This window comes from Amycolatopsis sp. NPDC024027 (genome assembly GCF_040638975.1).
Lineage (GTDB): Bacteria > Actinomycetota > Actinomycetes > Mycobacteriales > Pseudonocardiaceae > Amycolatopsis.
Map to the genome: position 1 here is coordinate 86,590 of NZ_JBEZYY010000010.1, position 25,974 is coordinate 112,563.

Annotated in this window: 20 protein-coding genes; 9 read left to right on the forward strand and 11 right to left on the reverse strand. The window is 73.4% G+C overall.

Annotation, left to right across the window (positions count from 1 at the left end; all coding sequences use genetic code 11):
• The 4 genes from AB0F52_RS24630 to AB0F52_RS24645 all read right to left on the reverse strand — a co-directional run.
• Positions 1-2,137: WXG100 family type VII secretion target (locus AB0F52_RS24630; RefSeq protein WP_360175334.1), on the reverse strand; the 2,137-nt coding region annotated here is incomplete at its 3' end.
• Complete coding sequence (locus tag AB0F52_RS24635; RefSeq protein WP_360175337.1) at positions 2,137-2,454, reverse strand: hypothetical protein; 318 nt, start codon at positions 2,452-2,454, stop codon at positions 2,137-2,139. The genes AB0F52_RS24630 and AB0F52_RS24635, both read right to left, overlap by 1 nt.
• Positions 2,451-2,714: an acyl carrier protein gene (locus AB0F52_RS24640; RefSeq protein WP_230468895.1), complete on the reverse strand. Its 264-nt coding sequence runs from the start codon at positions 2,712-2,714 to the stop codon at positions 2,451-2,453. The genes AB0F52_RS24635 and AB0F52_RS24640 overlap by 4 nt, the downstream gene beginning before the upstream one ends.
• A complete protein-coding gene (locus tag AB0F52_RS24645; RefSeq protein WP_360175341.1) occupies positions 2,707-4,347 on the reverse strand; it encodes a fatty acyl-AMP ligase in 1,641 nt (546 codons plus the stop codon). The genes AB0F52_RS24640 and AB0F52_RS24645 overlap by 8 nt, the downstream gene beginning before the upstream one ends.
• A 69-nt stretch (positions 4,348-4,416) precedes the next feature.
• Between AB0F52_RS24645 and AB0F52_RS24650 the strand changes: the two genes are divergently transcribed.
• Complete coding sequence (locus AB0F52_RS24650; protein ID WP_360175344.1) at positions 4,417-4,896, forward strand: DUF2087 domain-containing protein; 480 nt, start codon at positions 4,417-4,419, stop codon at positions 4,894-4,896.
• On the opposite strand, the gene AB0F52_RS24655 is transcribed toward AB0F52_RS24650, so the two are convergent.
• Both AB0F52_RS24655 and AB0F52_RS24660 read right to left on the reverse strand, forming a co-directional pair.
• Positions 4,860-5,828 carry a sigma-70 family RNA polymerase sigma factor gene (locus AB0F52_RS24655; RefSeq protein ID WP_360175347.1) on the reverse strand — a complete coding sequence of 323 codons (969 nt, stop codon included), beginning with the start codon at positions 5,826-5,828 and terminating at the stop codon, positions 4,860-4,862. The genes AB0F52_RS24650 and AB0F52_RS24655 overlap by 37 nt on opposite strands.
• Positions 5,829-5,909: 81 nt before the next feature.
• A complete protein-coding gene (locus AB0F52_RS24660; protein ID WP_103339416.1) occupies positions 5,910-6,425 on the reverse strand; it encodes a bifunctional nuclease family protein in 516 nt (171 codons plus the stop codon).
• Between the two features lie 162 nt (positions 6,426-6,587).
• Between AB0F52_RS24660 and AB0F52_RS24665 the strand changes: the two genes are divergently transcribed.
• Positions 6,588-7,064 carry an SRPBCC family protein gene (locus AB0F52_RS24665; RefSeq protein ID WP_360175351.1) on the forward strand — a complete coding sequence of 159 codons (477 nt, stop codon included), beginning with the start codon at positions 6,588-6,590 and terminating at the stop codon, positions 7,062-7,064.
• Positions 7,065-7,140: 76 nt separating this feature from the next.
• Entirely contained in the window at positions 7,141-8,574 is a 1,434-nt protein-coding gene (locus tag AB0F52_RS24670; protein ID WP_360175354.1) for an MFS transporter, read from the forward strand.
• Here the strand turns inward: AB0F52_RS24670 and AB0F52_RS24675 are convergent.
• Positions 8,502-9,914: a PLP-dependent aminotransferase family protein gene (locus AB0F52_RS24675; RefSeq protein WP_360175357.1), complete on the reverse strand. Its 1,413-nt coding sequence runs from the start codon at positions 9,912-9,914 to the stop codon at positions 8,502-8,504. The genes AB0F52_RS24670 and AB0F52_RS24675 overlap by 73 nt on opposite strands.
• An 81-nt stretch (positions 9,915-9,995) precedes the next feature.
• Between AB0F52_RS24675 and AB0F52_RS24680 the strand changes: the two genes are divergently transcribed.
• A complete protein-coding gene (locus AB0F52_RS24680) occupies positions 9,996-11,204 on the forward strand; it encodes an MFS transporter (protein ID WP_360175360.1) in 1,209 nt (402 codons plus the stop codon).
• 391 nt (positions 11,205-11,595) lie between these two features.
• On the opposite strand, the gene AB0F52_RS24685 is transcribed toward AB0F52_RS24680, so the two are convergent.
• The 3 genes from AB0F52_RS24685 to AB0F52_RS24695 all read right to left on the reverse strand — a co-directional run bounded on the left by AB0F52_RS24685 (position 11,596) and on the right by AB0F52_RS24695 (position 14,388).
• Positions 11,596-12,384: a hypothetical protein gene (locus AB0F52_RS24685; protein WP_360175889.1), complete on the reverse strand. Its 789-nt coding sequence runs from the start codon at positions 12,382-12,384 to the stop codon at positions 11,596-11,598.
• Between the two features lie 93 nt (positions 12,385-12,477).
• Positions 12,478-13,986, reverse strand: a complete 1,509-nt coding sequence (locus tag AB0F52_RS24690; protein ID WP_360175363.1) for a CehA/McbA family metallohydrolase — start codon at positions 13,984-13,986, stop codon at positions 12,478-12,480.
• A gap of 78 nt (positions 13,987-14,064) precedes the next feature.
• Positions 14,065-14,388 carry a hypothetical protein gene (locus tag AB0F52_RS24695; protein ID WP_360175366.1) on the reverse strand — a complete coding sequence of 108 codons (324 nt, stop codon included), beginning with the start codon at positions 14,386-14,388 and terminating at the stop codon, positions 14,065-14,067.
• Positions 14,389-14,481: 93 nt separating this feature from the next.
• On the opposite strand from AB0F52_RS24695, the gene AB0F52_RS24700 reads away from it, so the two are divergent.
• The 5 genes from AB0F52_RS24700 to AB0F52_RS24720 all read left to right on the forward strand — a co-directional run bounded on the left by AB0F52_RS24700 (position 14,482) and on the right by AB0F52_RS24720 (position 24,624).
• Complete coding sequence (locus AB0F52_RS24700) at positions 14,482-15,300, forward strand: hypothetical protein (protein ID WP_360175369.1); 819 nt, start codon at positions 14,482-14,484, stop codon at positions 15,298-15,300.
• A gap of 103 nt (positions 15,301-15,403) precedes the next feature.
• Positions 15,404-17,032, forward strand: coding sequence for a DUF6345 domain-containing protein (locus AB0F52_RS24705; RefSeq protein WP_360175372.1), 1,629 nt, complete (start codon positions 15,404-15,406; stop codon positions 17,030-17,032).
• 145 nt (positions 17,033-17,177) lie between these two features.
• Complete coding sequence (locus AB0F52_RS24710; protein WP_360175375.1) at positions 17,178-17,417, forward strand: hypothetical protein; 240 nt, start codon at positions 17,178-17,180, stop codon at positions 17,415-17,417.
• 247 nt (positions 17,418-17,664) lie between these two features.
• Positions 17,665-23,133: a biotin carboxylase N-terminal domain-containing protein gene (locus AB0F52_RS24715; RefSeq protein WP_360175378.1), complete on the forward strand. Its 5,469-nt coding sequence runs from the start codon at positions 17,665-17,667 to the stop codon at positions 23,131-23,133.
• Between the two features lie 171 nt (positions 23,134-23,304).
• Positions 23,305-24,624 carry a M14 family zinc carboxypeptidase gene (locus AB0F52_RS24720; protein ID WP_360175381.1) on the forward strand — a complete coding sequence of 440 codons (1,320 nt, stop codon included), beginning with the start codon at positions 23,305-23,307 and terminating at the stop codon, positions 24,622-24,624.
• A gap of 1 nt (position 24,625) precedes the next feature.
• Here AB0F52_RS24720 and AB0F52_RS24725 read toward each other — a convergent pair whose 3' ends face one another.
• Positions 24,626-25,657 carry a class I SAM-dependent methyltransferase gene (locus tag AB0F52_RS24725; protein ID WP_360175384.1) on the reverse strand — a complete coding sequence of 344 codons (1,032 nt, stop codon included), beginning with the start codon at positions 25,655-25,657 and terminating at the stop codon, positions 24,626-24,628.
• Between the last annotated feature and the right edge of the window lie 317 nt (positions 25,658-25,974).

Below are 25,974 nucleotides of genomic sequence, written 5' to 3' on the forward strand. Positions count from 1 at the left end.
CGTCTTCGCCCGAACCGGTTTCGCTGCCACCCGAGCCCGAGCCCGAACCGCCGCCCGGCTCCGTCTGGATGCCCGGACCGCTGAACTCCTTCAGCGCATCCGCGGCCTTCTTCTTCGCGTCCTCCGCGGCCTGTTCGGCCGCGGCCTTGCCGTCTTCGCCCGAACCGGTTTCGCTGCCACCCGAGCCCGAGCCCGAACCGCCGCCCGGCTCCGTCTGGATGCCCGGACCGCTGAACTCCTTCAGCGCGTCCGCAGCCTTCTTCTTCGCCGCCTCGGCAGCCGCGGCCGCGGCGTCCTGGCCGCTGTCGGACGGCGGCGTCATCGACGACGGTGCCGTGCTGTCGGATCCCGGCCCCGAACCACCGCCGGAGCCCGAACCGCCACCTGAGCCCAGGCCCGCTCCGGCGCCGGAGTCGGTCTGGATCCCCGGGCCGCTGAACTCCTTGAGCGCATCCGCGGCCTTCTGCTTCGCGGCCTCGGCCGCCTGCGCCGCCTGCTGCTTCGCCGCCTCCGCCGCGGAGCCGTCGTCCTGGCCGGGTGGAGAGTCCGAACCACCGCCCGCGGAGCCACCACCTGCCGAGCCGCCACCCGACGCCGTGGACCCGTCCGGGATCGGCGGCACCTGACCACCGCCACCGCCCGCTCCCGAGCCGCTACCGGAACCGCTTCCGGAACCGGCACCGCTCGGCAGGTCGGCCCCGGCGCCGCCACCGGCCCCCGAACCGCCGCCCGGCGCACCGGCCCCCGAGCTCGTGTCGGGAATCGGCGGCACGTGACCGCCACCCCCGCCGGCCCCCGAACCACTCGCTCCGGAACCCGAGCCCGACCCCGAACCGGCGCCGGACCCGCCCGAACCCGAGCCCGAACCACCGCCCGAACCACCGGCACCGCCGCCGGAGCCGCCGGCCGTACCGGCTCCCCCGGTCCCGGACGCACCCGGCGTGCCGGACCCACCGGGCAGCGAGACGCCCTCGAACTCGTTGCGGATCCCGCCCATCACCTTGTCGAGCGCGTCGTACGCCTGGTCGACCAGGTCCTTCGTGTCCTTGCAGGTCTTCGCGAACCCCTGGTACAGCCGGTCCCACATGTCGGGGTTGAACTGGTTCTGCACCCACTGCTTGGCCAGGTCCTGGCCGTGCTTCTTGATCTCGTCGCCGTCGCAGCAGCCCTGGTCGTTGAGCGTCTTGACCAGGTTCGTCCCGAAGTTCAGGTCCATCCAGCCCGCGATCTGGGCGAGGTCCTTTTCGTTTCCGTGCTCGCCGTTGGCGACGGCGACGACCTTCTGCGCCATCGTGTAGTCGGCCTTGCCGACCAGGTCGGTGTACATCCCGATGACCGCGTCGGCCTTGCCCTTGCACAGCTGGAACACCGTCGTGGCGGTGCTCAGCGTGGCCTCGCTCGCGTTGCCGAGCGTCTGGGACAGCTTGGCCGCCTTCGGCTGGATCTTGTCGTTGTAGGTGTCCGACGCGGCATCGGCACCCGCGCCGCTCCAGCTGCCGAACAGGGTGCCCAGCTGCGAGCCGGTGTCCTGTTCCGTCCGGTCCACCGTCTCCGAGCCGCGCTTGAAGTGCCCGGCGTCCGCGACGAAGTCGGCGAAGCTGATCCCGCGCTGCTCGTCGAACGGCGCGCGGATGTCCTTGTCGAGGTCGATCGCGCGGGTGTTGCCGCGGCAGTCGGCCGGGATCTTCGCCAGCAGCGAACCGAACGTCTCGAACAGCTTCAGGGCGGGCGCGGCGGCGTCGAAGATCTCGTCGGACGTCTTCGTCCCGGTGGCGCCGGCTCCGTCGCCGGTGGCGGCGGGCGGCTTCGTGTCGTCGAGCTTCTTCTTGCCGTCGTCGACGGCTTTCTTTTCCTGGTCCTCGTTGTAGCTGTTCTGGTCGCCGCTCGCCTTGGCCTTGTCGTAGGCCTCGTCGACCGACTGGCCGGCGAACAGCGGGTTCGCCGCGTAGGCGTTCGCGTACTTCTCGGCTTCCTGCCGCTTCTGCTTGATCTCGTCCGGTTCCTGGTCGGCCAGGAACGGCGGCGGTGGCGGGTTTTCCCGCAGCCAGCTGCTGATCAGCGCGCTCTTCTGCCCGGCGGGCACGCTCGGGTCGTCGAGCAGCGCCTTGACGTCGGACCACTTCTTCTTCTCGGCCATCAGAGCGAGCCCCCGGCGTTCGTGATCGCGCCCGCCTGGTTGTCTTCGTTCGCGCCGTAGTTCGAGCCGGCCGTGCCGAGGTTCGTGCCGAACGAGCCGAGGGTGCTGCTGTAGCCGGAAACCGCGGCCCACAGCGCCTGGGCGCCGGCGGTGTACTTGGCCGCGTGGGCGCCGTGCGCCCGGCCGAACTTCTCCGCCGTCACCTGCGGTGCCTGCAGGTCCGGGTTGTCGTCCAGCAGGTTTTCCGCCAGGTCGCCGATGGTCTTGGACGCCGCCGACAACGCTTCGGTCGTCGCGGTGTACCCCCCGCCGCTCATTTCAGCGCCTCTCCTGAAGATCCTCGAGTTCCCAGTGCTTCCGCGAGCACGCCGGCCACGGACCCCACGTCGGTGAACCGGTCGAGCCGGTCCAGGTCGATCGTCACCCCGTAATAGATCTCCAGCGCCGCCAGCAGCTTGATCCGCCCCTTCGAGTCGATGCCCAGCTCCTCCAGGGGCGCGTCGGGCTCGACGAGAGCCGGGTCGAGCCGGAAGGTGTCGCAGACGACCTTCGTGACCTCGGCGCGGTGATCACCCACGGTCGCCACCATAACGTGCTTTCGCGGCCGACCGGGCGACCTTGCCGCTCGATGTGCGCGGAAGTCCACCGGAAGGGACCAGACGTACCGCGCGCAGCGTGAGACCGTGTTCGCGCGACACCGCGCGCAGCACCGCCCGGGTCACCTCCCGGTCGTCGGCGTCGGCGCCGCGCGCCCGCTCGGCCACCACCACCGCGCCCTCGCCGCCCGAGTCGGAGACGCCGAACGCCGCGACGCGGTCGCGCCGGATCGCGGGGTGGGCCTCCGCGGCCGCCGCTTCGATGTCCTGCGGGTGGAAGTTGCGGCCGTCGATGACGATGAGGTCCTTGAGCCGTCCGGTGACGTAGAGGTCGCCGCGGTGCACGACACCGAGGTCGCCGGTGCGCAGCCAGCCGGCGAGGCCGTCGAGCTCGGCACCGAACGCCGTGGCGTCGCCGCGGCCCCAGTAGCCGGCCGCGACGTTCGGGCCGTGCACCCAGATCTCGCCGACCAGGCCTTCGGGCTGTTCCCGCCCGTCCCGGACGATCCGGACGAGCTGCCCGACGGGACGGCCGACGGACACGAGTTCCTGCCCGCCGTCGGTTTCGACGGCCCGGCCCTGCGCGAGGGCTTCGCGGTCGAACACCGCGCCACGCGGCCCCTCCTCGCCCGCGCTCGCGACGTACACGGTGGCTTCGGCGAGCCCGTACGACGGCCGGTGCGCCTCCCGCCGGAACCCGCGTGGCCCGAACACCTCGTGGAAGCGCTCGATCGTGCGCGGCCGGACGGGTTCGCTGCCGTTCAGCGCGACCCGGACGTCCGACAGGTCGAGGTCCTCGCCGGCGCCGGCCTCGGCGGCGAGGTCGTAGGCGAAGTTCGGCGCGGCGGTGAACACCGCGGGGTACCCGGCGAGCTGCCGCAGCCAGCGCGCCGGCCGGTGCACGAACTCGGCCGGCGCCATGAACACCGATCGCCCGCCGGAGAAGACGGGCAGGCACAGCAGCTGGATCAGGCCCATGTCGTGGAAGAACGGGATCCAGCCGGCGCAGGTGGTGCCCTCGTCGACGGCGTAGGCGAGACTGCCCTGCCAGCAGGCGGCGACGATCGCGCGGTGCGGGATCACCGCGCCGGCCGGCTCGCGCGTCGAGCCGGACGTGTACTGCAGGTAGGCCGGGCTGTCCGGCGGCACCGGCACCGGATCGGCGCCGGGCCCGGTGAGCTCGTCGACCACCACGACGCTCTCGTGCGCGGGCAGTCCCGGCGCCGCGGCCGACGACGTCAGCCACACCCGCGCGCCGCTGTCGGCGAGGACCCCGGCGAGCCGCCCGGCCTGCGCGGGGCTCGACGGCGCCATCAGCGGGACGGCGATCAGGCCGGCGGCCAGCGCTCCGAAGAACGCCAGCGGGTAGGCGAGGTCCTGGCCCGCGAGGATGGCGACGCGCTCCCCCGGCCCGGCCACCCGGCGCAGCTCGCCCGCCACCACCCGGACCCGGGCGGCGAACTCCGCCCACGTCAGCGTGTGCTCCACGCCGCGAACGTGGTCCTGGTGGGTGAACAGGGGCCGGTCGTCATCGGCGCGGGCGAACAGGCACGCCACGATCGACGTGCGCAGCACGGCCTCGGGCACGGTCGCCGGCGCGGTCGGACGAGGCACGCCGCGCAACCTACCGGTCCGCCGAAACCCGGTTCACCCCCGGGGCGAGCGCGGGTACGGTCGCTGACCATGGCCTCCCCGGAAGCGCTGGTCTCCGCCCTCGCGGACCCGGACCGGCTCCAGCTCTTCGCCCGCATCTGCACCGGCCCCGACGGGCTCGAGGCGAGCCAAGCCACCGCCAAGCTCGCGAAGCGGCTCGTCGACGCGGGACTCGTCACCGTGACCGAGGGCCGCTACCGGGCCGTGCCGCCGGTGTTCCGCGACGCGCTCGCCAAGGCCCCGGTCGATCCGCTCGACGCGCTCTTCCGCCACGGGCGGCTCGTCTCGATCCCGCATTCGGGCCGGCGGCGGCAGCTGCTGCTGGCGTACCTCGCCGAGCGCTTCGAACCCGGCCGGCTCTACAGCGAGCAGGACGTCCGCGAGAAGCTCTCGATGGTCCACGACGACCACGCGACGCTCCGCCGCTACCTCGTCGACGACGGCCTCCTGCAGCGCAGCAACGACGGCGGCGCCTACGGCCGTCCGTCGGAAGCGCGCGCGGCCGGCTGAGTCGCCGGGAGGTCGAACAGCGCCAGGACGTCGGCATCGGCGAACACGACGTTGTGCGCGACCCGCCCGCCCCGCACGGTGAGCACCTGCAGGGTGTGCAGCCGGAACACCCCGGCGTCGTCGCGGCAGTAGGCCACGAGCGCGGGCCGTCCGTTGGCGGCCGTGCGGGTCATGCGCCACTTCGTGCCCCGCATCCCGAACACCCGTTCCAGGAACCGGCCGTAGTCGCCGCGGCCCCGGAACCACAGCGGCACCGGCGGCATCTCCATCACGACGTCGTCGGTGAGCAGTTCGACGAGCCCGGCGACGTCGGCGCGTTCGAACGCACGCAGGTAGCGGTCCACGACCGCTTCGACCGCGGTGTCGTCCGGCTCGGGCACCTCGTCCGCCGACAGGCCGCCCAGCCCGGCGCGGGCGCGCTGCAGGGCGCTGTTGACCGCGGCCGGGGTCGTGTCGAGGAACCCGGCCACTTCCGCCGCGCTGAACTCGAGGACGTCCCGCAGGATCAGCACCGCGCGCTGCTTCGGCGGGAGGGTCTGCATCGCCGCCAGCAGCGCCAGCCGGAGCGTGCCGCGGCGGGCCAGGCGCAGGCCGGGGTCGTCGAGGCGGGCGTCCGGGAACGGGTGCAGCCAGGGGATCTCGAACGACGGCGTCAGCGGGGCGCCCGGGTCGTCGCTCGGGCCGCCGAGCCCGGACGGCAGCGGCCGCCGGGCCCGTCCTTCGAGCGCGGTGAGGCAGGCGTTGGTGGCGATGCGGTAGAGCCAGGTGCGCACCGAGGCGCGGGCGGGGTCGTAGCCCGCCCACGCCTTCCACGCGCGGACCAGCGTCTCCTGCACCAGGTCCTCGGCCTCGTGGACCGAGCCGAGCATGCGGTAGCAGTGCGCCAGCAGCTCACGCCGATGCGGTTCCGTGCGCGTCGCGAAGTCCTGCATCGTTCTCCCGTCGCCGGCGGCTTCCGGTGGGGTGTACCGGTACCGCCGCCGGAATTCATCGATCCGGCGGGAGAAATCTTCCTACAGGTCGTCGAAGTCCTCCGGCCGCAGGCCGTCGAGCTCGGCGCGGAACCGGGCCACCTCGGCTTCGGCGTCCAGCACGTCGGCGGCCGGCCCTTCGGCTTCCTGCTCGACTTCGAGCTGCACGGACGCGACGTCCAGCACCTCTTCGGCGACGCGGATGGGCGCGCCCTGGCGGAGGCCGAGCGCGACCGCGTCGCTCGGGCGAGCCGAGACGCGGGTGCCCGAGGCGAGCACGAGGTCGGCGTAGAAGATGCCGTCCCGCACCTCGGTCAGCTCGACCGCGGCGAGGCCCTGGCCGAACGCGGCGAGCACGTCGCCGAGCAGCTCGATCGTCCCCGGGCGCGGCTGCGCGATCTGTTCCCGGGCGCGCACGAGGGCCTCCGCCTCGCCGTACCCGATCATGATCGCCAGCCAGCGGCGCGCGCCCTCCGGCTCGCGCAGCAGCATCAGCGGCGCCTCACCGGGCACGGGAACGGCCATTCCCACCACTTCGATCGGAATCACGCTGACCACCGCCCCGTCCGTGTCGTGGGACTCCTCCGCGCGCGAAGTACCCACTACGGCGGGTCGGCAACCCGATCCGGCGGCCGGGTTTTCCGAAAGCGGGCTCTTCTCCGCTGCGGAGTCCGCTCCGGCGCCTTGCCCGGCGGCGGCGGCCGCTGTCACCGTCGGGACGTGGAACCGACGATTTCGCGCAGTGTGACCGTCTCCGCCGACCCGGACACGGTGTGGTCGTGGGTCACCGACCTGCCGCGGATGGGCGAGCTGAGCCCGGAGAACGTCGGCGGCCGCTGGCTGGACGGCACCGGCCCGGAGCTCGGCGCGCGGTTCCGCGGCCGCAACCGCAACGGCGAACTGCAGTGGTGGACGCGGGTGCGGGTGGTCGCGTTCGAGCCCGGCCGCCGGTTCGCCTTCGACGTGCGCACGCCGCTCGGCTCGCGGGTTTCGCGGTGGGAGTACGTGCTGGCGCCGGCCGCGGACGGCTGCGTGGTCACCGAGAACTGGTACCGGATCGGCAGCTGGGTGGTGCGGAAGTTCATGGGGCCGCGCGTCACCGGCCGCGCCGACCGGCCGGGGTACAACGTCCGGTCGATCGAGCACACCCTCGCGGCGCTGCAAACCCGGGCCCGACGGGCCCGCCAGGTGGCCTGAGTCGCTTCGAACAGGTGGGTCTCTTGTTAGGACCCACCCTGTCCAGCTAGGTTGCTTTTTCGAACCTAGGAGGACCATGCTGCCCAGTGCACCGAAGCCCGGCCTCGTGCTGCTCGTCGTCTCGACGGCCGCGTTCCTCGCGAGCCTGGACACCTTCATCGTCACGATCGCCTTCCCCGGCATCCGGGCCGCGTTCCCCGGCGACGACCTGGCGACGCTGTCGTGGGTGCTCAACGGCTACACGGTCCTGTTCGCCGCCTGCCTCGCCCCGGCCGGGCGGCTGGCCGATCGCTACGGCCGCCGCCGGCTGTTCCTCGCCGGCGTGGCGGTGTTCACCCTCGCCTCGGCGGCCTGCGCGGCCGCCCCCTCGATCCCCGTGCTGATCACCTTCCGTGCGGTGCAGGCGATCGGCGCCGCGCTCGTCATGCCGACTTCGCTGGCGCTGCTGCTGACGGCCTTTCCGCCGCACCGGCGGCCGATGGCGGTCGGGGTCTGGGCGTCGGTGGGTGCGGCGGCCGCGGCCCTCGGCCCGCCGGTCGGCGGCCTGCTCGTCGAGGCGTCCTGGCGCTGGGTGTTCCTGGTCAACCTGCCGATCTGCGCGGCGACCCTGCTGGCCGGCCCGCGGGTGCTGCGCGAGTCGCGGGACACCTCCACCGGCGTCCCGGACGTCCTCGGCGCCGCCGGGCTGCTGGTGGGCGTCGGCGCTTCGGCGTACGCGCTGGTCGAGGCCCCCGACCGCGGCTGGGGCGCGCCGCCGGTGCTGCTCGCGTTCGCGGTGGCCGCCGTCGCGCTGGCCTGGGTCCCGCTGCGCTCGGCGCGGCACCCGGTGCCGGTGCTGGACCTGCCGGCCCTGCGCGTCCCGACGTTGTGGCTGGCCTGCCTGACCACCGGCGTGTTCGCCGCCGGGTTCGCCGCGATGCTGTTCGGCAACGTGCTGTTCCTGACGTCGATCTGGCACGACTCGATCCTGGTGGCCGGGCTGTCCCTGGCGCCGGGCCCGCTGGTGGTGGTGCCGGTGTCGATCCTCGGCGGCCGGTTCGTGCACCGCTTCGGGCCGGGCCCGGTGGTCGCCCTCGGCGGCGTCGCGTTCGGAGCCGGCGTGCTGGTCTGGGTGCTGGGCATGCGATCGGTGCCCAGCTACGCCGCGTCGATGCTGCCGGGCCAGCTGCTGACCGGCCTCGGCGTCGGGCTGATCCTGCCGAGCCTTTCGGGCGTGGTGGGCACGGTCCTGCCGCCGCCCCGCTGGGGCGCGGGCTCGTCGATGGTGAACACGGCCCGGCAGATCGGCACGGTCCTGGGCACGGCGGTGCTGGTCGCGGTCTTCGCCGGGACGCCGGACCTGGCGGACTTCCGGCGGGGCTGGCTGCTGATCCTGGCCACGGCGGCGCTGACGAGCGCCGGCGGCCTGCTGATCGCCGCCCGGCGGCGCACGGACCACTACGCCGAGCCCCAGGCCTCGTCCAGCACCGCGAGCCCGGCGTCGATCCCGGCCGGCGGGATCGAGCCGTAGCCGAGGACCACTCCTTGGCGCGGAAAACCGCCGCACAGATCGGAAAGCGTCTGGATCGCCGCCCCGGCCGCGGCCGCGCGGGCCACGATCGGCTCCAGGTCCGTGCCGTCCTCGGCCAGGGCGCACAGGTGCAGGCCCGCCGCCGACGGCACCGCGCGCAAGCGGCCCGCGAACACCCGGTCCAGGGTCGCGGTGATGCGCTCGTGGCGGTCCGCGTAGACCTTCGTCGCGCGGCGGAGGTGCCGGGCGAACAGGCCTTCGTCGATGAACCCGGCCAGCGCGGCCTGCGCGGGCAGGTCGCCGTGCCAGCCGGACAGCCGGCGCGCGTGGTGCAGCGCGTCGCGCAGTGAGGCCGGGGCGATCAGGAAACCCAGGCGCAGCATGGGAAGCAGCGTCTTCGAGAACGAGCCGACGTAGGCCACACGGCCGTCGCGGTCCAGGCTCTGCAACGGTTCCAGGGGCCGGTCGGAGAACCGGAATTCGCTGTCGTAGTCGTCCTCGACGACGACCGCGCCGGCACGGGCCGCCCACGCCAGCAGCGCCGTGCGGCGGGCGAGGGACATCGGCGTGCCGAGCGGGAACTGGTGCGACGGCGTGACGTAGACCAGTTTCGTCCGCGGCGGCAGCGCGGCGACGTCGAGCCCTTCGCCGTCCACCGGCACTCCGACGACGTCGGCGCCGTGCGAGGCGAAGAGCTGCTTCGCCATCCGGTAGCCGGGCTCCTCGATGGCGACGCGGTCGCCGGGTTCGAGCAGCACGCGGCAGAGCAGATCCAGGGCCTGTTGCGCGCCTTGGGTGACGAGCACGTCGTCGGCACCGGCGCGGACCGAGCGCGAGACGCCGACGTGCCGCGCGATCGCCGCGCGCAGCCCGGGGTGGCCGCCGGGTTCGGCGTAGTGCGCGAACCCGGCGGCGTCACGCAGTTCCCGCGCGAGCAGGCGCCGCCAGGTGTCCAGCGGGAACAGCGTGGCGTCGGGGATGCCCACGCGGAAGTCGAACACCGGGGCGGGGGCCACGGCGGCCGGAGCCGGCAGGGACCGCCACACCGCCTTCGGCTGCGGCCCTTTTCTCGACGGCGCGGCGCGCGGCTTCGGCGTCGGGAGTTCCCCGCTGACGTACGTCCCGGCGCCGACGCGGCCGGTGAGGAAACCGTCGGCGGTGAGGCGGTCGTAGGCGACCGCGACGGTGTTGCGCGAGACGGCCAGGCGCCGCGCGAGCTCCCGGGTCGGCGGCAGCCGCTCCCCCGCGCGAAGCCTGCCGTCCAGGACGGCGTCTCGCAGCTGGCGGTAGATGCGGACGCTGAGGTCGCCGCGGCCGGCCAGGCTGACGTGGAAGTCCATCCGGCGAGGCTACATTGGCCCAATCCGGCTGGTCGGAATTGGATCTGGGATCGGGCCAAAGACCGCTCTACCGTTCTTCCCATGACAGCGCTCCTCGAACGTCCGAAGACCGGGCGCCCCGGCCGTCTGCTCGCCGCCGCCCAGCTGGCCGGCTCGCTCGGCGACGGCGCGTTCCTGACCTGCTCGGTGCTGTTCTTCACGCGGATCGCCGGGCTGACGCCGGCCCAGGTGGGGCTCGGGCTCACGCTCGGCTGGGCGGTGGGCTCGGTCGCGGGGGTGCCGCTCGGGCGCCTCGCCGACCGCCACGGCGCCCGCGGTGCGGCGGTGCTGCTGGCGCTGGCGACGGGCACCTCGATCCTGGCGTTCCTCGTCGTGCGCTCGCCAGTGATGTTCGTGCTGGCCGCGTGCCTCTACGGCAGCTGCCAGACCGGGCTGGCCGCGGTCCGCCAGGCCCTGCTGGCCGCGCTGGCCGATCCGGAGCGGCGGACGCGCATCCGGGCCCACCTGCAGTCCGCGGGCAACGCCGGCCTCGCGGTCGGCGCCGGCCTGGGCGGCCTCGCCCTCTCGGCCGACACGGCCTCGGCGTACTTGACGGTGTTCGTCCTCGACGCGGCGGCGTTCGTGGTGACCGCGGCGCTGCTGCACCGGCTCCCGGCGGTCCCGCGGCCGGCGTCGCCGCGCACGGGGGCACCGAAGTCCGCCGTGCTGCGCGACCGGCCGTACGCGCTGGTGACGCTGCTCAACGCGATCCTGCTGCTGCGCATGCCGCTGCTGAGCGTCGCGATCCCGCTCTGGATCGTCGAACACACCGCGGCGCCGGGCTGGACGGTGTCGGCGTTGTTCGTGCTCAACACGGTCGTGGTGGTGGTCCTGCAGGTCCGCGTCGCGGGCCGCCTGACGACCCTCGCCTCGGCGGCGCGGATGGTGCGCCGGTCGGGCGTGGTGCTGCTGGCTTCGTGCGTGGCGTTCGCGCTGTCGGCGCTGGGCACGTCACCGGCGGTGGCGTTCGCGGTGCTCGTGGCCGGGGCACTGGTGCAGGTGCTCGGCGAGATGCTCCAGTCGGCGGGCTCGTGGGAGATCGGCTTCGCGCTGGCCCCGGCGGACAAGCAGGGCGAGTACCAGGGTTTCTTCGGCACGGGGACATCGGTGGCCCGCGCGGTCGGCCCGGTCCTGCTGAGCACGGTGGTGGTCGGCGGGGGCTTCGCCGGGTGGCTTGTCCTGGGGGCGGTGTTCGCGGCCGCGGGCTGGGCGATGGGCCCGGCGGTCCGCTGGGCGGCCGCGACCCGCTGACGCCGACCGCCCCGAGGCCACCTTGGGCGCTCGGGCGGTTCGGCCGCTCGGGCGCTCGGGCGCTTGGGGCGCTTGAGCCGCTCGGGCCGCCAGGGCCGCTGGGGCGCTTGGGCCGCTGGGCCGCCAGGGCCGCTGGGCCGCTGGGCCGCTCGGGCCGCTCGGGCCGCCGGGGCGCTTGGGCCGCTTGGGCGCTCGGGTCGCTTGGGCGCTCGGGCCGCCGGGGCGCTTCGGCCGCGGGCGCTCGGGCCGCTTCGGCCGCTGGGGCGCTCGGGCCGCTCGGGTCGCTGGGGCCGCCGGGGCGCTTCGGCCGCGGGCGCTCGGGCCGCCTCGGCCGCTTGGGCGCTCGGGCCGCTCGGGTCGCTGGGGCGCTCGGCCACTCAGGGCGAGCCGGCTACTCGCTGACCTGGGCCGCCGCGGTCTGGTGCAGGGAAAGGTCCTGGCCCGCCGCCGGGTCCTGGGCCCATGCGCCCGATTCCGCCGTCCACGTCTGGCCCGCGAAGCTCACCTTGTCCACGCCCAGCGCCTCCGCGCGGCCGACCAGCCAGGTCGCGTACGTCCAGCCCTGGGCCGCCGGGTGGGGGCCGCTGAGGGTGGCCGTGCCCAGCTCCGCCGTCGCCGTCCCGGGGAGGTCCGCGGGCGCCGCCAGGGTCAGGTTGCGGCAGGTCAGCGCGGCCGGGAACTGGCCGTTGAAGGCCGCCGCCATGGTGCGGGACTGCGACTCCCACTGCGCGTACGCGTCCGGGGCACCCGACCGCTGGACCGCCTGCGCCGCCTCGGTGATCGGCAGTGCCTCCCAGTTCGGCAGCTTCTCGAGCTTCTCGTAGAACTCCGTCGCCGCGTAGACCGGGTCGCGCAGCTGGGCGATCGTGCCCCAGCCCTGGCTGGGCCGCTGCTGGAACAGCCCGACCGAGTCGCGGTCACCGCCCTCGAGGTTGCGCAGCTTCGACTCCTGCAACGCCGTCGCCAGCGCGACCGTCGCCGCGTGGGCGGGCAGCCCGAGCTTCGTGCCGACCGCCGCGATCGTCGCCGCGTTGTTCATCTGCTCCGGGGTGAACGTGGAGCTGGACGCCTTGTCCCCCGGCCGCGCCACCGTGCACCCCGGCGTCCGGATCTCGCCGCGCGTGTACGCCACCACCACGACGATCCCCGCGGCCAGCACGACGACCGCCACCAGGACCATGGCCAGCTTCAGGCCACAACCGCGCACCCTGCCTCCCCTTCACCCGTTCGCACCAGTCTGCCCAATAGGAGGACGCGGTGCGCCGGGCGGGGTTCAGTGGGCGGCGCCGAGGAAGATCGGGTTGGACATCGCCACCATCGCGTTCGGCACCGTGGTGTTCGGGCCGCCGGCCGGGCGACGGACCTCGACCCGCACCCAGCGGCTGTAGCGGGGGTAGGTCGTCCAGGTGACGGTCGCCGCGCCGGAGTCGCCGATCGGCTCGGTGTGTTCCGGGCCGAGCTGGTCGAGGAACGTCACCGTCGTCCCCGGCACGCCGGCCACGACCGCCTTGACCGTCACCGGTGTCCCGGTGCCCGCGGCGAGCCGCTCGCCGATGCCCGCGCTCGCCCCGCCGCCCGAGACGGTGAAGTCCAGCTGCACCGACGCCGATTCCGCCAGCCACGAACGCCCGGCCGCGAGCCCGGCCAGGAGTTCCCGGCGGCGCAGCCGGTCGGCGAGCACGACGGTGTGCGGCAGGGCCACGCGCTGGTCCGGGTTGTGCGCGTCGGAGTCGCCGATCGCCGGGATGAAGCGGCCGCCGCGCAGGAGCCCGTCCCAGTGGATGACGCTCGCCTCGTCGTCCTGCGTCCAGGGGCCGTTCCACACCTCGACGAGGTCGGCGATGTCGTAGGCGAATTCGTAGGTGCAGCCGAAGCAGTTGGCGAACGGGTGCGCCGCGGTGACCAGGCCGCCGGCCCGGTGCACCTGGTCGGTGAAGCGCCGGAAGTCCCGCGGGTCGGCCGCGCGGTAGCGCCAGTCGATCCAGGTGCCGGCGGGCAGGCCGATCGCGGGCCAGTGCCCGGACCGGGTCGTCACCTCTTCGCCGTTGAGGATCAGCAGGTCGTCGGCGGCGTGGTCCCCCCAGACCAGCTGCGAGCTGGACGTGTTGTGGTCGGTGGAGACGATGAAGTCGAGGCCGGCGGCCCGGGCGTCGGCGACGAGCTGCTCCGGCGTGCGGCGGCCGTCGGAGTGGACCGTGTGCAGGTGGCTGTCACCGCGGTACCAGGCGCGGCCGCGTTCGCGGGCGGGCGCGGTCTCCGGCGCCGGGTTCGGCTTGAACGGGGTGCCGTCCGGGCCGAAGGTCAGCGTGATGTCCACCCGGTAGTCCAGCCCCTGCGGCGCCACGGTGTACGGGCCGAGGACGATGTGCCACCGGCCGGGTCTGATCGGGCCGGCGAGGTAGCCGGGGGTGGCTTCGGACGCGCTGATCGAGAACCGGTCGCGGAAGCCGCCGGACCAGCCGCGGAAGCCGCGCGCGTTGCCGAGGTCGTGGCCTTCGGGGCCGAAGATGCCGATGTCGCAGGCGTTCCCGCGGGTCCCGGCCGGCACCGGCGGCCGGTCGTAGGAGTACACGACGTCGATTTGCCGCACCCCGCGGGGAACGTCGACGGGCAGGTAGTACCAGTCCGGTACGTCCGGTTCCAGCGTGCCGGTGACGGTCCGGGTCCGGCTGCCCGAGCCGCCCGGCTGATCGGCGAACGCCACGCCGGGCAGCATCCCCGCGGCCGCCGCCACCCCACCGGCCCGCAGCAGCGTCCGCCGGTCGAAGTCCCCAGGATTCATGCGCACCTCCGCACCCGACGCTAGGCGCGCCAGGCCGGCGCGGACACCAACCGGCGGTGAACTTTCGCCGGACCCCGGTCAGGGTCCGGCGCGCTTCGCCAGGATCTTCGCGAGGGCGACGACGGTGACGGCGGCGGCCAGCCCGAGCCGCGTGACGTCGACGGCGGGAACCCAGGTGACCGCGCCGTCGCGGACGACGAAAGCGCCGACGGGCCGGGCGAGCACCCCGAAGCCGGCACCCTCCCGCCCGGTCGGTGGGCCGTCTCCGCCGCCACCACCGCCGCCGCCGTAGACGGCCGCGGCGGGGATGACGACGACGCCGTCCCGCTCGACCGGATCGCCGTAGACGAGCCGGGCCGAAAAGATCCGCCGCGCGGCCGACGCCACCTGCTCCAGTTTCATCCCGCCATTCTGGCCGCCGAACCGGTTGCGGCGCCGCGGAACTTCCGCGATCCTGCGCTGTTCCGCACCCGGGCGGAGCGTTCGGAGAAGACGATGACCCCGTTGCGGCGCGGCCTGGCCGCCAACCCCGCCACCCCACCGGAAATCCTCCCCGTCGACGCGCCCCAGCTGGTCCGCCGGCGGATGGCGTCCCGCAACGACCTCGCCGCCGACGTCTACGCGAGACTCGCCGAGGACGACCTACCGGGCGTCCGGTGGGACCTCGCGAGCAACCCCGCCGCCGTCGCGTTCCTGCCGCCGCCGCTCGCCCGCGATCGCAGCCGGGAGATCCGGCAGGCGGCCGCGCGGAACCCCCGCGTCCCGCTCGGGCTGCTGGCGGAGCCGGCGCTCGAGACCAAGATCGGGCGAGCGCTCGTGCCGCGCGTCGCCACCGCGACCGAAGCCGAGCTGCGGATGCTCGCCGGTTCCGCCGCGGCGGAGGTCAGACGGCTCGCGGCGGCCCGCCCGGACCTGCCGGCCGGCCTCATCGCCCGGTTCGCCGAAGACCCGGACGTCGGCGTCGCGCGAGCCGTCGCGGCGAACCCCGGCCTGAGCCCGGCGCAGCTGCGGACCCTCGCCCGCCACGGCGCGACGGTCGCCGCCCGGATCGCGGCGAACCCGCACTGCCCGGCCGGCCTGGCCCGCGCGCTGCTCGCCGGCGCGCCGGTCCGCTCCCTGCGCGCGCTCGCCCGGCACCCGGGCCTGCCCGCGGAGTCCATTGTGGATCTTCTGGGCCACCCCGACGAGCGGGCCGGCACCGCCGCCGCGGCCAACCCGGCCCCGCCCGTCGCGGTGATGTCCACTGTGGCCGGTGCGGGCCGACCGGTTCCCGGCCCCGCGCAAAAATACTCCACGGAATCGGTGCAGCGCTGAAAAAATTGCGCTGAAGGTGTGGCAAAAAGATGTATCCGATTGTTTTCACCGCGGTGGCAGCTACCGTCCGATCGCTGCATTCTGCCACTCACGGGGAGGAATCATGGCACTGCTGAAGAACGGCGCGGTCACCGCACCACCGGGTGCGACCGCCGGCGCACGGGCGCTGACCTCGGCCGATCCGTTCGGCTCCGGGACCGGCGTCGCCGCCGATCGGGGTGCGAACCGGTACGGCGTCTGCTCCATCGAGGACTTCCCGCCCGGGATGAACGACCTTTCCTACACCCATGAGGACGCGGGCGGTTTCTACAATTACGTCAAGCAGTTCGCCGCGCCGAACTACTGGTACACCGACGGCGGCGTGCTGTCGTGGATCTACGGCGAGCAGTACGACGACTGGCAGGGCACCTACGGCTTCGACGCCTGCGTCGCCGAGTACCACTCCGGACACGGGACCATGGACGGGAACGGCGTCTTCTGGATGCCCATGGGCGGCACCTGGGGCGAGTCGGCCTGGGCGAGCTCGGCCGACATGCGGCTGGGCAACGAGGTCGCGCGCTACCTGTTCTTCTCCACCTGCCTCTCGCTGCGGATCGGCGACGGCAACAGCCCGATCCGCACGTGGGACGCGGCCAACCTCGGCCTCCGGATGATCTTCGGCTTCGAGACGACCAGCGTCGACAGCCCGAACTACGGCGCCTACTTCTTCAGCAAGTGGAACGGCAACGGCCACAAGTTCGGCAAGGCGTGGCTGGACGCGTCCTGGGACATCGACCACCACCAGGCGCCCTCGGTCGTCGCGTGCGGGGCGACGCAGGCCGAGGCGCAGGACCGGCTGTGGAACGAGGGGGCCTTCTCGAGCGCCGCCGCCTCGAAGAACTGGTGGTGGTGGACCTGGTACGACGCCGCCAAGAGCATCCGGGCGCCGGAGCTGGAGCTGCCGGGCTCGGCGCAGACCGCCCGGTTCGCCCCGCCGCGGCTTTCGGCCGCGCGGCTGGCCGAGCTGGCCGGCCACTACGGCGTCCGGCTCGGCGGCGGGGTGCCGGACGACGCGATGGGCCCGCACGGCGTCGTGCTGGGCGACGGCCAGGGCGGCCCGCGGCTGAGCGTCGACCACCGCGGCGTCCGCGAGATCACCTTCGCCGACGCCGACGGCACCGGCCGGGACGCGCCGAGCGCGGACGAAGCCGTCCGGATCGCCCAGGACGCGATCGAGACGTTCGGCCTGGCCGACGGCGTCGACCTGGTCGCCGACAAGGTGCGCCACCAGTACCACGCCGGCGGCACCGCCGACGACGTCGCCGACCCGCGGGTGCGCGAGACGCACGTGGTGTTCACGCAGCTGGTCGACGGTCACCCGGTCGTCACGCCGGGTCTCGGCGAGGTGCGGGTCGGCATCGACGGCGGCGGCACGGTGACGACGATCGTCGACGCCACCCGCGAGGTCGAGCGGCTGACCGAAGGCGCGCCCACCGCGCCGCCGTCGGCCGGCGCGGCCACCCGCGATCCATCCACTGTGGACGAAGCACTCGACGCGCCGCTGCAGCGGCTGCTGCGCCGGCTCTCGGCCGGCGGCCGCGTGCCCGCCGAGGTCCGCACGATCCCGGACTCGACGGCGGTCGGCTACGCGCTGCGCGGCGACGACGGCACGCCGGTCGTCCGGCGGACCGTCGAGGTCGACTGTGGTGCCGGGCTCGCGAAGCGGTACGTCCTGGAGGCGCCCCTGCGCTGACCGGCAAACCGGGCGGGCCGGCACCACGTCGGGGGGTGCCGGCCCGTCGGTTTCGCACGATCGGGTGTAGATCCGCGGTATCCGGGGCACCCGTCAGCGACACCTGTGCTCCAGGGGGAGCGCGCCGTACCGAGGGGAGACCGCGATGACCTTCGATTTCGTCAGCCGCTGGCTGGGCAGGCATCGCGAGCGCCCCGGCGTCACCGTCGACCTCGCGTGCGGTGGCCGCGTCACCCTGCGTGAGATCGACGGGCGGCCCGTGCTGGTGGTCACCACCGCGCCGGGACCGGACGGCCGGTCCGACGTCGCCGCCGTCCCCCTGTCGGAAGCCGAGCGCCGCGAGCTGGGGCAGGTCCTGGAGTCCGACGTCGTGCTCGCCTCCTGATCGCTTCCGCGTCACCTGCCGTTCGCGCGCCCGCAGGGCGCTTTGTCGCGAACCTCGCGTGAAAGCGGGTCCGCGCGGTGTGGCGCCGGTCGCTTTTTGTATGGTTTCCACAACTCAGCCGCCTCGGCATGCGCCATGGCGGACATTGGTCCCGGCCCCGGTCATCCACCAGGGTGTAGACAAGTGCAGGCGACGTTCCAGGACAGGTACGTCGCCTTCTGCGCGTGGTACTTGGGAGGCTCAGCCGGTGTTCAGTCGTGTCGCCATCGTCAACCGCGGAGAGGCCGCGATGCGGCTCATCCACGCCGTCCGGGATCTGTCGGCGGAAACCGGGACGCGGATCGAGACGGTCGCCCTCTACACCGACGCCGATCGCACCGCCACGTTCGTCCGCGAGGCGGATCTGGCCTACGACCTGGGTCCGGCCTCGGCTCGCCCCTACCTCGACCTGGCCAAGCTCGAGCGGGCGCTGGTCGAGACGAAGGCCGACGCCGCCTGGGTCGGCTGGGGCTTCGTGGCCGAGGACCCGGCCTTCGCGGAGCTGTGCGAGAAGGTCGGCGTCACCTTCGTCGGGCCGAGCGCGGACGCGATGCGCAAGCTCGGCGACAAGATCGGCGCGAAGCTGATCGCCGAAGAGGTCGGCGTGCCGGTGGCGCCGTGGAGCCGCGGCGAGGTCGCCACGCTCGAAGACGCGCTGACGGCCGGCGAGCGGATCGGCTACCCGCTGATGCTCAAGGCGACCGCGGGCGGCGGCGGGCGCGGCATCCGCATGGTCGCCTCCGGCGAGGACCTCGCCGACGCCTACGAGCGGACCAGCTCCGAAGCGCTGCGGGCGTTCGGCTCCGGTGTCGTGTTCCTGGAGCGCCTGGTCACCGGCGCCCGGCACGTCGAGGTCCAGGTCATCTCCGACGGCGCGACGGCGTGGGCGCTCGGCGTCCGCGACTGCTCGGTGCAGCGGCGCAACCAGAAGATCATCGAGGAGTCGGCCTCCCCGGTCCTCTCGCCGCCGCAGACGGCCGAGCTGAAGACGTCGGCGGAACGGCTCGCGGTGGCCGTGGGCTACCGCGGCGCGTGCACCGTCGAGTTCCTGTACCACCCGGGCGAGAAGCTGTTCGCCTTCCTCGAGGTCAACACCCGCCTGCAGGTCGAGCACCCGATCACCGAGATCACCACCGGCACCGACCTGGTCAAGCTGCAGCTGCACGTGGCAGGCGGCGGCAAGCTCGAGGGCGATCAGCCGGCCGAGAGCGGGCACGCCATCGAGGCCCGCCTCAACGCCGAAGACCCCGACCGCGACTTCGCCCCCTCCCCCGGCCGCATCGCGCGGCTCGCCCTGCCCGCCGGCCCTGGTATCCGCGTCGACACCGGCGTCAGCGAAGGCGACACCATCCCGGCCGACTTCGACTCGATGATCGCCAAGATCATCGCCTACGGCCGCGACCGCGACGAGGCCCTCGGCCGGCTGCGCCGCGCGATGGCCGAAACCACGGTGATCATCGAGGGCGGCGCGACCAACAAGAGCTTCGTGCTCGACCTGCTCGACCAGCCCGAGGTGATCGACGCCAGCGCCGACACCGGCTGGATCGACCGCGTCCGCGCCGAGGGCCGCCTGGTCACCCACCGGCACTCCGCGATCGCGCTCGCCGCGGCCGCCATCGAGGCCTACCAGGACGAAGAAGAGATCTCCGTCCAGCGGCTGCTGGTCACCGCGCACGGCGGCCGCCCGCAGGTGCAGCACGAGAGCCGTCCGCTCGACCTGAAGCTCCGGGGTGTCGGCTACCGCGTCTCCGTCGCCCGGGCCGGGCGGACCCGGTTCCGCGTCGGGATCTCGGCCGGGGCGTCCGACGTCCACCACGCCGACATCGAGATCGACCGCTTCGACGCCCACAGCGGCCAGATCCTGGTCAACGGGCGGCGCTTCCGGCTGGTTTCGGCCACCCACGGCCCGATCCACCTCGTCGAGGTCGACGGCGTCACCCACCGCATCAGCCGCGACGAGGGCGGCGTCGTCCGCTCCCCCGCGCCCGCGCTGGTCGTCGCCACGCCGTTGTCCGTCGGTGACGAGGTCGAGGCGAACGCGCCGATCCTCGTGCTGGAGAGCATGAAGATGGAGACGGTGCTGCGCGCGCCGTTCCGCGCCCGCGTCCGCGAATGCCCGGTGTCCGTCGGCAGCCAGGTCGAGACCGGCGCGCCGCTGATGCGCCTGGAACCGCTGGCCGACGGCGCCGAGGACGAGGCGGCCGACGAGACCGAGACCGTCGAGATCGAGCTGCCTTCGGTGCCGGACGGCGTGTCCGCGGCCGAGCGCGTCGAACGCGGCCTCAACGACCTGCGCAGCCTGCTGCTCGGCTTCGACGTCGACCCGGCCGAGCGCAAGCGGCTCCTCGCGACCTACCTGGAGGCCCGGGCCGAGCTGGGCAACCGGCCGGTCGAGGGCGAACTGGAGCTGCTCACCGTCTTCGCCGACCTGTCCGAGCTCAGCCGCAACACCCCGGGCGGCGAACTCGACACCGAACCGGGCAGCCCGGTGCACAGCTCGCGCGAGTTCTTCCACAGCTACCTGCAGAGCCTCGACGTCGAACGCGCCGGCGTCACCGAGGGCTTCCAGGCGAAGCTCAAGCGCGTCCTCGCGCACTACGGCGTCACGGACTTGGAGCGCACGCCGGAGCTGGAGGCCGTGGTCTTCCGGATCTTCCTGGCCCAGCAGCGGACGGCGGCCGACGTCGCGGTCGTCTCGGAGCTGCTGCGGCAGTGGCTGGCCGGGGCACCGCCGGCCGAGCCGCTCAGCGAACGCGCCGGGCTCACCCTGGAGCACCTGGTCGAAGCCACGCAGGTGCGCTTCCCCGCGGTGTCCGACCTGGCCCGCGGTGTGGTCTTCCGCTGGTTCGCCCAGCCGCTGCTGCGCCGCAACCGCGCCCGCGTCTACGCCGCCGTCCGCACCGAGCTGAGCTACCTCGACCAGCACCCGGACGCGCCGGACCGCGCCGAGCGGATCCAGGCCATGATCACCGGCTCGCAGCCGCTGGTCCGGCTGATCGGGCAGCGGATCGGGCGGCCGGGCCGCGACCACGCGCCGCTGCTGGAGGTGCTGACCCGCCGGTACTACGGCAACCGCCGGCTCTCCGGGGTCGCCGTGCGCGAAGCCGGCGGGCACCGCTGGCTGACCGCCGAGCTGAACGCCCCCGAAGGCGTGCTGCCGCTGGTCACTACCGCCGTCGACATCGCCGAGCTGCCCGTCGCCCTCCGCGCGCTCGGCGAGGTGGCCACCGACGGGGTGGTCGCCGACCTGTACCTGCGCTGGGAAGACCAGCCGGAGGTCGACGCGACCGCGGAGCAGCTCGGCGCGTTGCTCGCCGACAGCCCGCTGCCCGCCGGCGTGCGCCGGTTCGTGATCACCGTGGCCGGCACCGGCGGCGCGGTGATGCACCACCACTTCACCTTCGAACGCGAGGGGGTCGGCTTCACCGAGAACAGGCTGATCCGTGGCCTGCACCCGCAGATCGCCCAGCGCCTGCAGCTGCAGCGGCTGCGCGAGTTCGACCTCACCCGGCTGCCCTCGGCCGACGAGGAGATCTACCTGTTCAAGGCCGCGGCGAAGACCAACCCGGCCGACGAGCGGCTGATCGCGATGGGCCAGGTCCGCGACCTGACGCCGCTGCGCGAGGCCGACGGACGGCTGGTCGCGCTGCCGGCGCTCGAGGACGCGGTGACCGCCTGCCTCGACGCGATCCGCAACATCCAGGCGCAGCGGCCGCAGAACAAGCGGTTCGACACGAACCGCATCATGATGTACGTCTGGCCGCCGACCGACCTGACCACCGAGGAGCTCAACACCCTCGTCCAGCGCATCCTGCCGACCTCGGTGGGCGCCGGGCTGGAGGAGGTCCAGTTCCTGGCGCGGCGGCGCACGGACGCGGGCAAGCTGACCGAGCTCGCCGTCCGGATCGCCCTCGACCCCGGCCACGGCGCGCGGCTGCACGTCGAGGCGCCGTCGACCGAGCCGGTGAAGCCCCTCGACGACTACCGCCTGAAGGTGCTGCGCGCGGCGCGGCGCGGCAATGTCTACCCGTACGAGCTGACCGACCTCCTCGCCGGGCCGGGCGGCACCTTTGCCGAGCACGACCTGGACGACTCGGGTGCCCTGGTCCCGGTGGACCGGCCGAAGGGCAAGAACACCGCGGCGATCATCGCCGGCGTCGTCACGACCCGGACCGAGCGGCACCCGGAGGGCGTCACCCGCGTCGTGCTGCTCGGCGACCCGACGAAGTCGCTCGGCGCGCTGTCGGAACCGGAATGCTCACGGGTGATCGCGGCGCTCGACCTGGCCGAGCGGATGCAGGTGCCGCTGGAGTGGTTCGCGCTGTCGTCGGGGGCGCGGATCTCGATGTCCTCGGGCACCGAGAACATGGACTGGGTCGCCGCGGCGCTCAAGCGGATCGTCACGTTCACCCAGGACGGCGGCGAGATCAACATCGTGGTCAACGGGATCAACGTCGGCGCCCAGCCGTACTGGAACGCCGAAGCCACGATGCTCATGCACACCAAGGGCATCCTGGTGATGACGCCGGACTCGGCGATGGTGCTCACCGGCAAGCAGGCGCTCGACTTCTCCGGTGGCGTGTCGGCCGAGGACAACTTCGGCATCGGCGGCTACGACCGCGTGATGGGCCCGAACGGGCAGGCGCAGTACTGGGCGCCGAACCTGCCGGCCGCGCGGGAAGTGCTGATGGCGCACTACGACCACACGTACGTGGTGCCGGGCGAGGCCGGCCCGCGCAAGGTGGGCACGAACGACCCGGTCAACCGGGACGTCTCGTCGTTCCCGCACGCGATCGTCGGCAGCGACTTCACGACGGTCGGCCAGATCTTCTCGGCCGAGCACAACCCGGACCGCAAGAAGCCGTTCGACATCCGCACGGTGATGCGCGCGCTGTCCGACCAGGACCACCCGGTGCTGGAGCGCTGGGCCGGCATGGCCGACGCGGACACCGCGGCGGTGCAGGACGTGCACATCGGCGGCCGCCCGGTCTGCCTGGTCGGCATCGAGTCGCGGTCGGTCCCCCGCCGCGGCTTCCCGCCCACCGACGGGCCGGACACCTACACCGCGGGCACGCTGTTCCCGCGGTCGTCGAAGAAGACGGCGCGGGCGATCAACGCGGCGTCGGGCAACCGGCCGCTGGTGGTGCTGGCGAACCTGTCGGGCTTCGACGGCTCCCCGGAGTCGCTGCGCAAGCTGCAGCTGGAGTACGGCGCGGAGATCGGCCGGGCGATCGTCAACTTCGAGGGCCCGATCGTGTTCTGCGTGATTTCGCGGTACCACGGCGGCGCGTTCGTGGTGTTCTCCAAGGCACTCAACCCGAACATGACGGTGCTGGCCCTGGAGGGCTCGTTCGCCTCGGTGCTGGGCGGCGCCCCGGCGGCGGCGGTGGTGTTCGCCGGCGACGTCAACAACCGCACGGCGAACGACCCGCGCGTAACGGAGCTGCAGGCCCAGGTGGCGGCGGCCGCCGGCGCTTCCCGGGCGGCGTTGAGCACCCAGCTGGCGGAGGTCCAGTCGGCGGTCCGCGCGGAGAAGGTGAGCGAGGTGGCGGCGGAGTTCGACCGGGTGCACAGCATCCAGCGAGCGGTCGAGGTCGGCTCGGTGGACGCGATCATCTCGGCGGCCGAGCTGCGGCCCCGGATCATCGAAGCCATCGAACACGGCTTGAAGAGGTAGCGGACGGGTTTGCCTGAGGGCGGCATTTCTCCCGGGAGGTGCCGCCCTCCGGCGTTTCGCGACTTTCGGGGGTATGACCCCTTTGCACCGGGCCGACACACTGTGCGTGCCGGTACGGTGACCACGGGTTCCGACCGGACCTCCATCCGTGCGGCGTGAGGAGATCCCCCGATGGCGTCAAGGTCCTTGTCCCGGCTCGCCCTCGCGGCGTCCGGGGTCCTGCTCACCTCCCTGCTCGGCGGCACCGCCACCGCGCAGGCGGCGGACACGCCGGTGTTCTGGCGCGTCCCGGCCACCGCGACCCAGGCGCAGGCGCTGGCCGCCGCCGGGTTCGACGTCGAAGAGGGGGATGGCGGCAGCGTCAACGTCGTCGGCGGCCAAGCCGTTGCCGCGAAGCTGCGGGCGCTCGGCTACCGGCCCGCGTACTTCGACACCGTCTACAAGGAACTGCCCGCGCGGACGGACAGCCTGGCGGCGGACACCTTCTACGGCGGGTACCGGACCGTCACCGCGCACGAGAACCACCTCGCGCAGGTCGCCTCGGCGCACCCCGACCTGGCCACGAAGTACACGATCGGGCAGTCGTGGAAGAAGACCAAGGGCCAGGGCGGCCACGACGTCCAGGCGATCTGCCTGACCAAGAAGCAGGCCGGCGACTGCACGCTGTCGACGACGTCGACGAAGCCGAAGTTCTTCCTGATGGCCCAGATCCACGCGCGCGAACTGTCGACCGGTGAGCTCGCCTGGCGCTGGATCGACTACCTCGCCGACGGCTACGCCACCGACGCCACCGCGAAGTCCATTCTGGACACCACCGAGGTGTGGGTGGTGCCGATCGCCAACCCCGACGGCGTCGACATCGTCGCTTCCGGCGGGAACTCGCCGAAGCTGCAGCGCAAGAACGCGAACAACTCCCGCGGCGGCTGCAGCGGCACGAACATCGGCGTCGACCTCAACCGCAACTCGACGTTCAAGTGGGGCGGCGACTCCAACTCCGCCTGTTCGGAGACCTACCAGGGCGTGAGCGCGGGTTCGGAGCCGGAGGTGCAGGCGCTGGAGAAGCTGGCCCGCGCGATCTTCCCGGACCAGCGCGGCACCGGGAACAACGACCCGGCGCCCGCCACCGCCAAGGGCACGATGATCACGCTGCACAGCTACGGCAACGACATCATCATCCCGTGGGGCTTCACCCAGGCCACCTCGCCGAACGACGCCCAGTACCGCAGGCTCGGCGCGAAGTACTCCGCGTCCAACGGCTACCTCGTCGGCACCAACGAGGAGACCGTCGGCTACGACACGTCCGGCACCACCGACGACTTCACCTACGGCGAGCTGGGTGTCGCCAGCGTGACGTTCGAGGTCGGCGGTTCGAGCGGCTCCTGCGGCGGCTTCCTGCCGCGTTACACCTGCGTGGACAGCACGTTCTGGCCGAAGAACAAGGGCGCGCTGGTCACCGCCGCGAAGGCCGCGGCGGCGCCGTACCAGCAGTGAGTCACGGGCGGCAGGCGTAGATGCAGTTCTGCGGGCGCGGGGATCCGAGCACTTCGACGTGCCGGAACCCCGCGTCCGCGAGCATTTCCGACGCCTTTTCGGTGCCCCACACGGCGCCGAGCGCGGCGCCGCCCTCGGCCAGCGACGTCGTCGTGCAGTACATCAGGCTGATCGAGTAGGTGAGGGCCGCCAGCGGATTCCCGATGTTGCGCTCCAGGTGGCTGGAGAAGTTGGTGTCCACCATGAAGAACAGGCCGTCCGGGGCGAGCGCGCGGTGGATCCGGCGCAGCACGACGTCCGGACGGTCCTGGTCGTGGATGGCGTCGAACGCGGTGATGACGTCGTAGGGCGTATCGGCGGCCAGCTCGGCGACGTCCCCGACGGCGAAGCCGGCGTTCGGGAGACGGTGTTCTCTCGCCTGCTCGACGACGCCGGCGTTGATGTCCAGGCCGGTGAAGCGGGAGGCGGGAAACGCCCGGGCGGCGACGGCGATCGCGTGCCCGGTGCCGCAGCCGACGTCGAGCACGCGGGCGCCTGCCGTCAGCCGTTCCTTGAGGCCGGGGACCGCGCCGAAGAAGCCGTCCACGAGGTGCTCGCGGTAGATGTGCTTCCAGCTGTCGCCGGTCTTGGCGCCGAGGGTTTCGAGGTAGGGCCCGTAGGCCGCCCTCGGGACGCCGCCGCCTTCGGCGAACGCGCGTTCCAGGTCCGGGAGGATGCCGGTGAACGCCGACAGGGTCAGCAGCGACGGCATCAGGTTCGCCGCGGTTTCGCCGAGCAGGAACTTGGCGTGCTCCGGCGGCAAGGTGTACTCGCGGCCGTCGTAGGTGAAGATCCCGCCGGTGACCATGGCGCCGAGCCACTCGCGGACATAGCGTTCCCGCAGCCCGGCCCGCTCGGCGAGCCCGGCACTGGTGGCGGGCCCCCGCGCGGCGGCGGCGAGCAGGCCGGTGCGGTGGCCGACGCCGATCAGCATGGTGAGGGCGCTGCCGGTCATGGTCGCGGTCAGGTGGGCGGCGAAGTCCTGCTCCTCCATGGGGTGGAGCCTACCCGCCGGCCGGACCGTCCGATGTGGACGATCCGGCCGGCGGGGTGATTCGGTGGGCCGGGCGGGGTGGCCGGACCGGCCGGGACCTCGCCGAGTCGGCCGGAGCCCTGCCCGGGTCGGCCGGGGCAGGGCGGCCGGGACCTGTCCGGGTCGGCCGCGACCGGTCGGCCGGGATGGGCCAGGTCGGCACGGTGGCCGCCGGGGCGCGGCGGGTCTTGAGCCGCCGGCGGCCGGCCGGACGCGAGCGGTCCCGGCCGCTCGACCCGCAGTCATGCGGGCACGGCAGCTCCGACGACCACAACCGG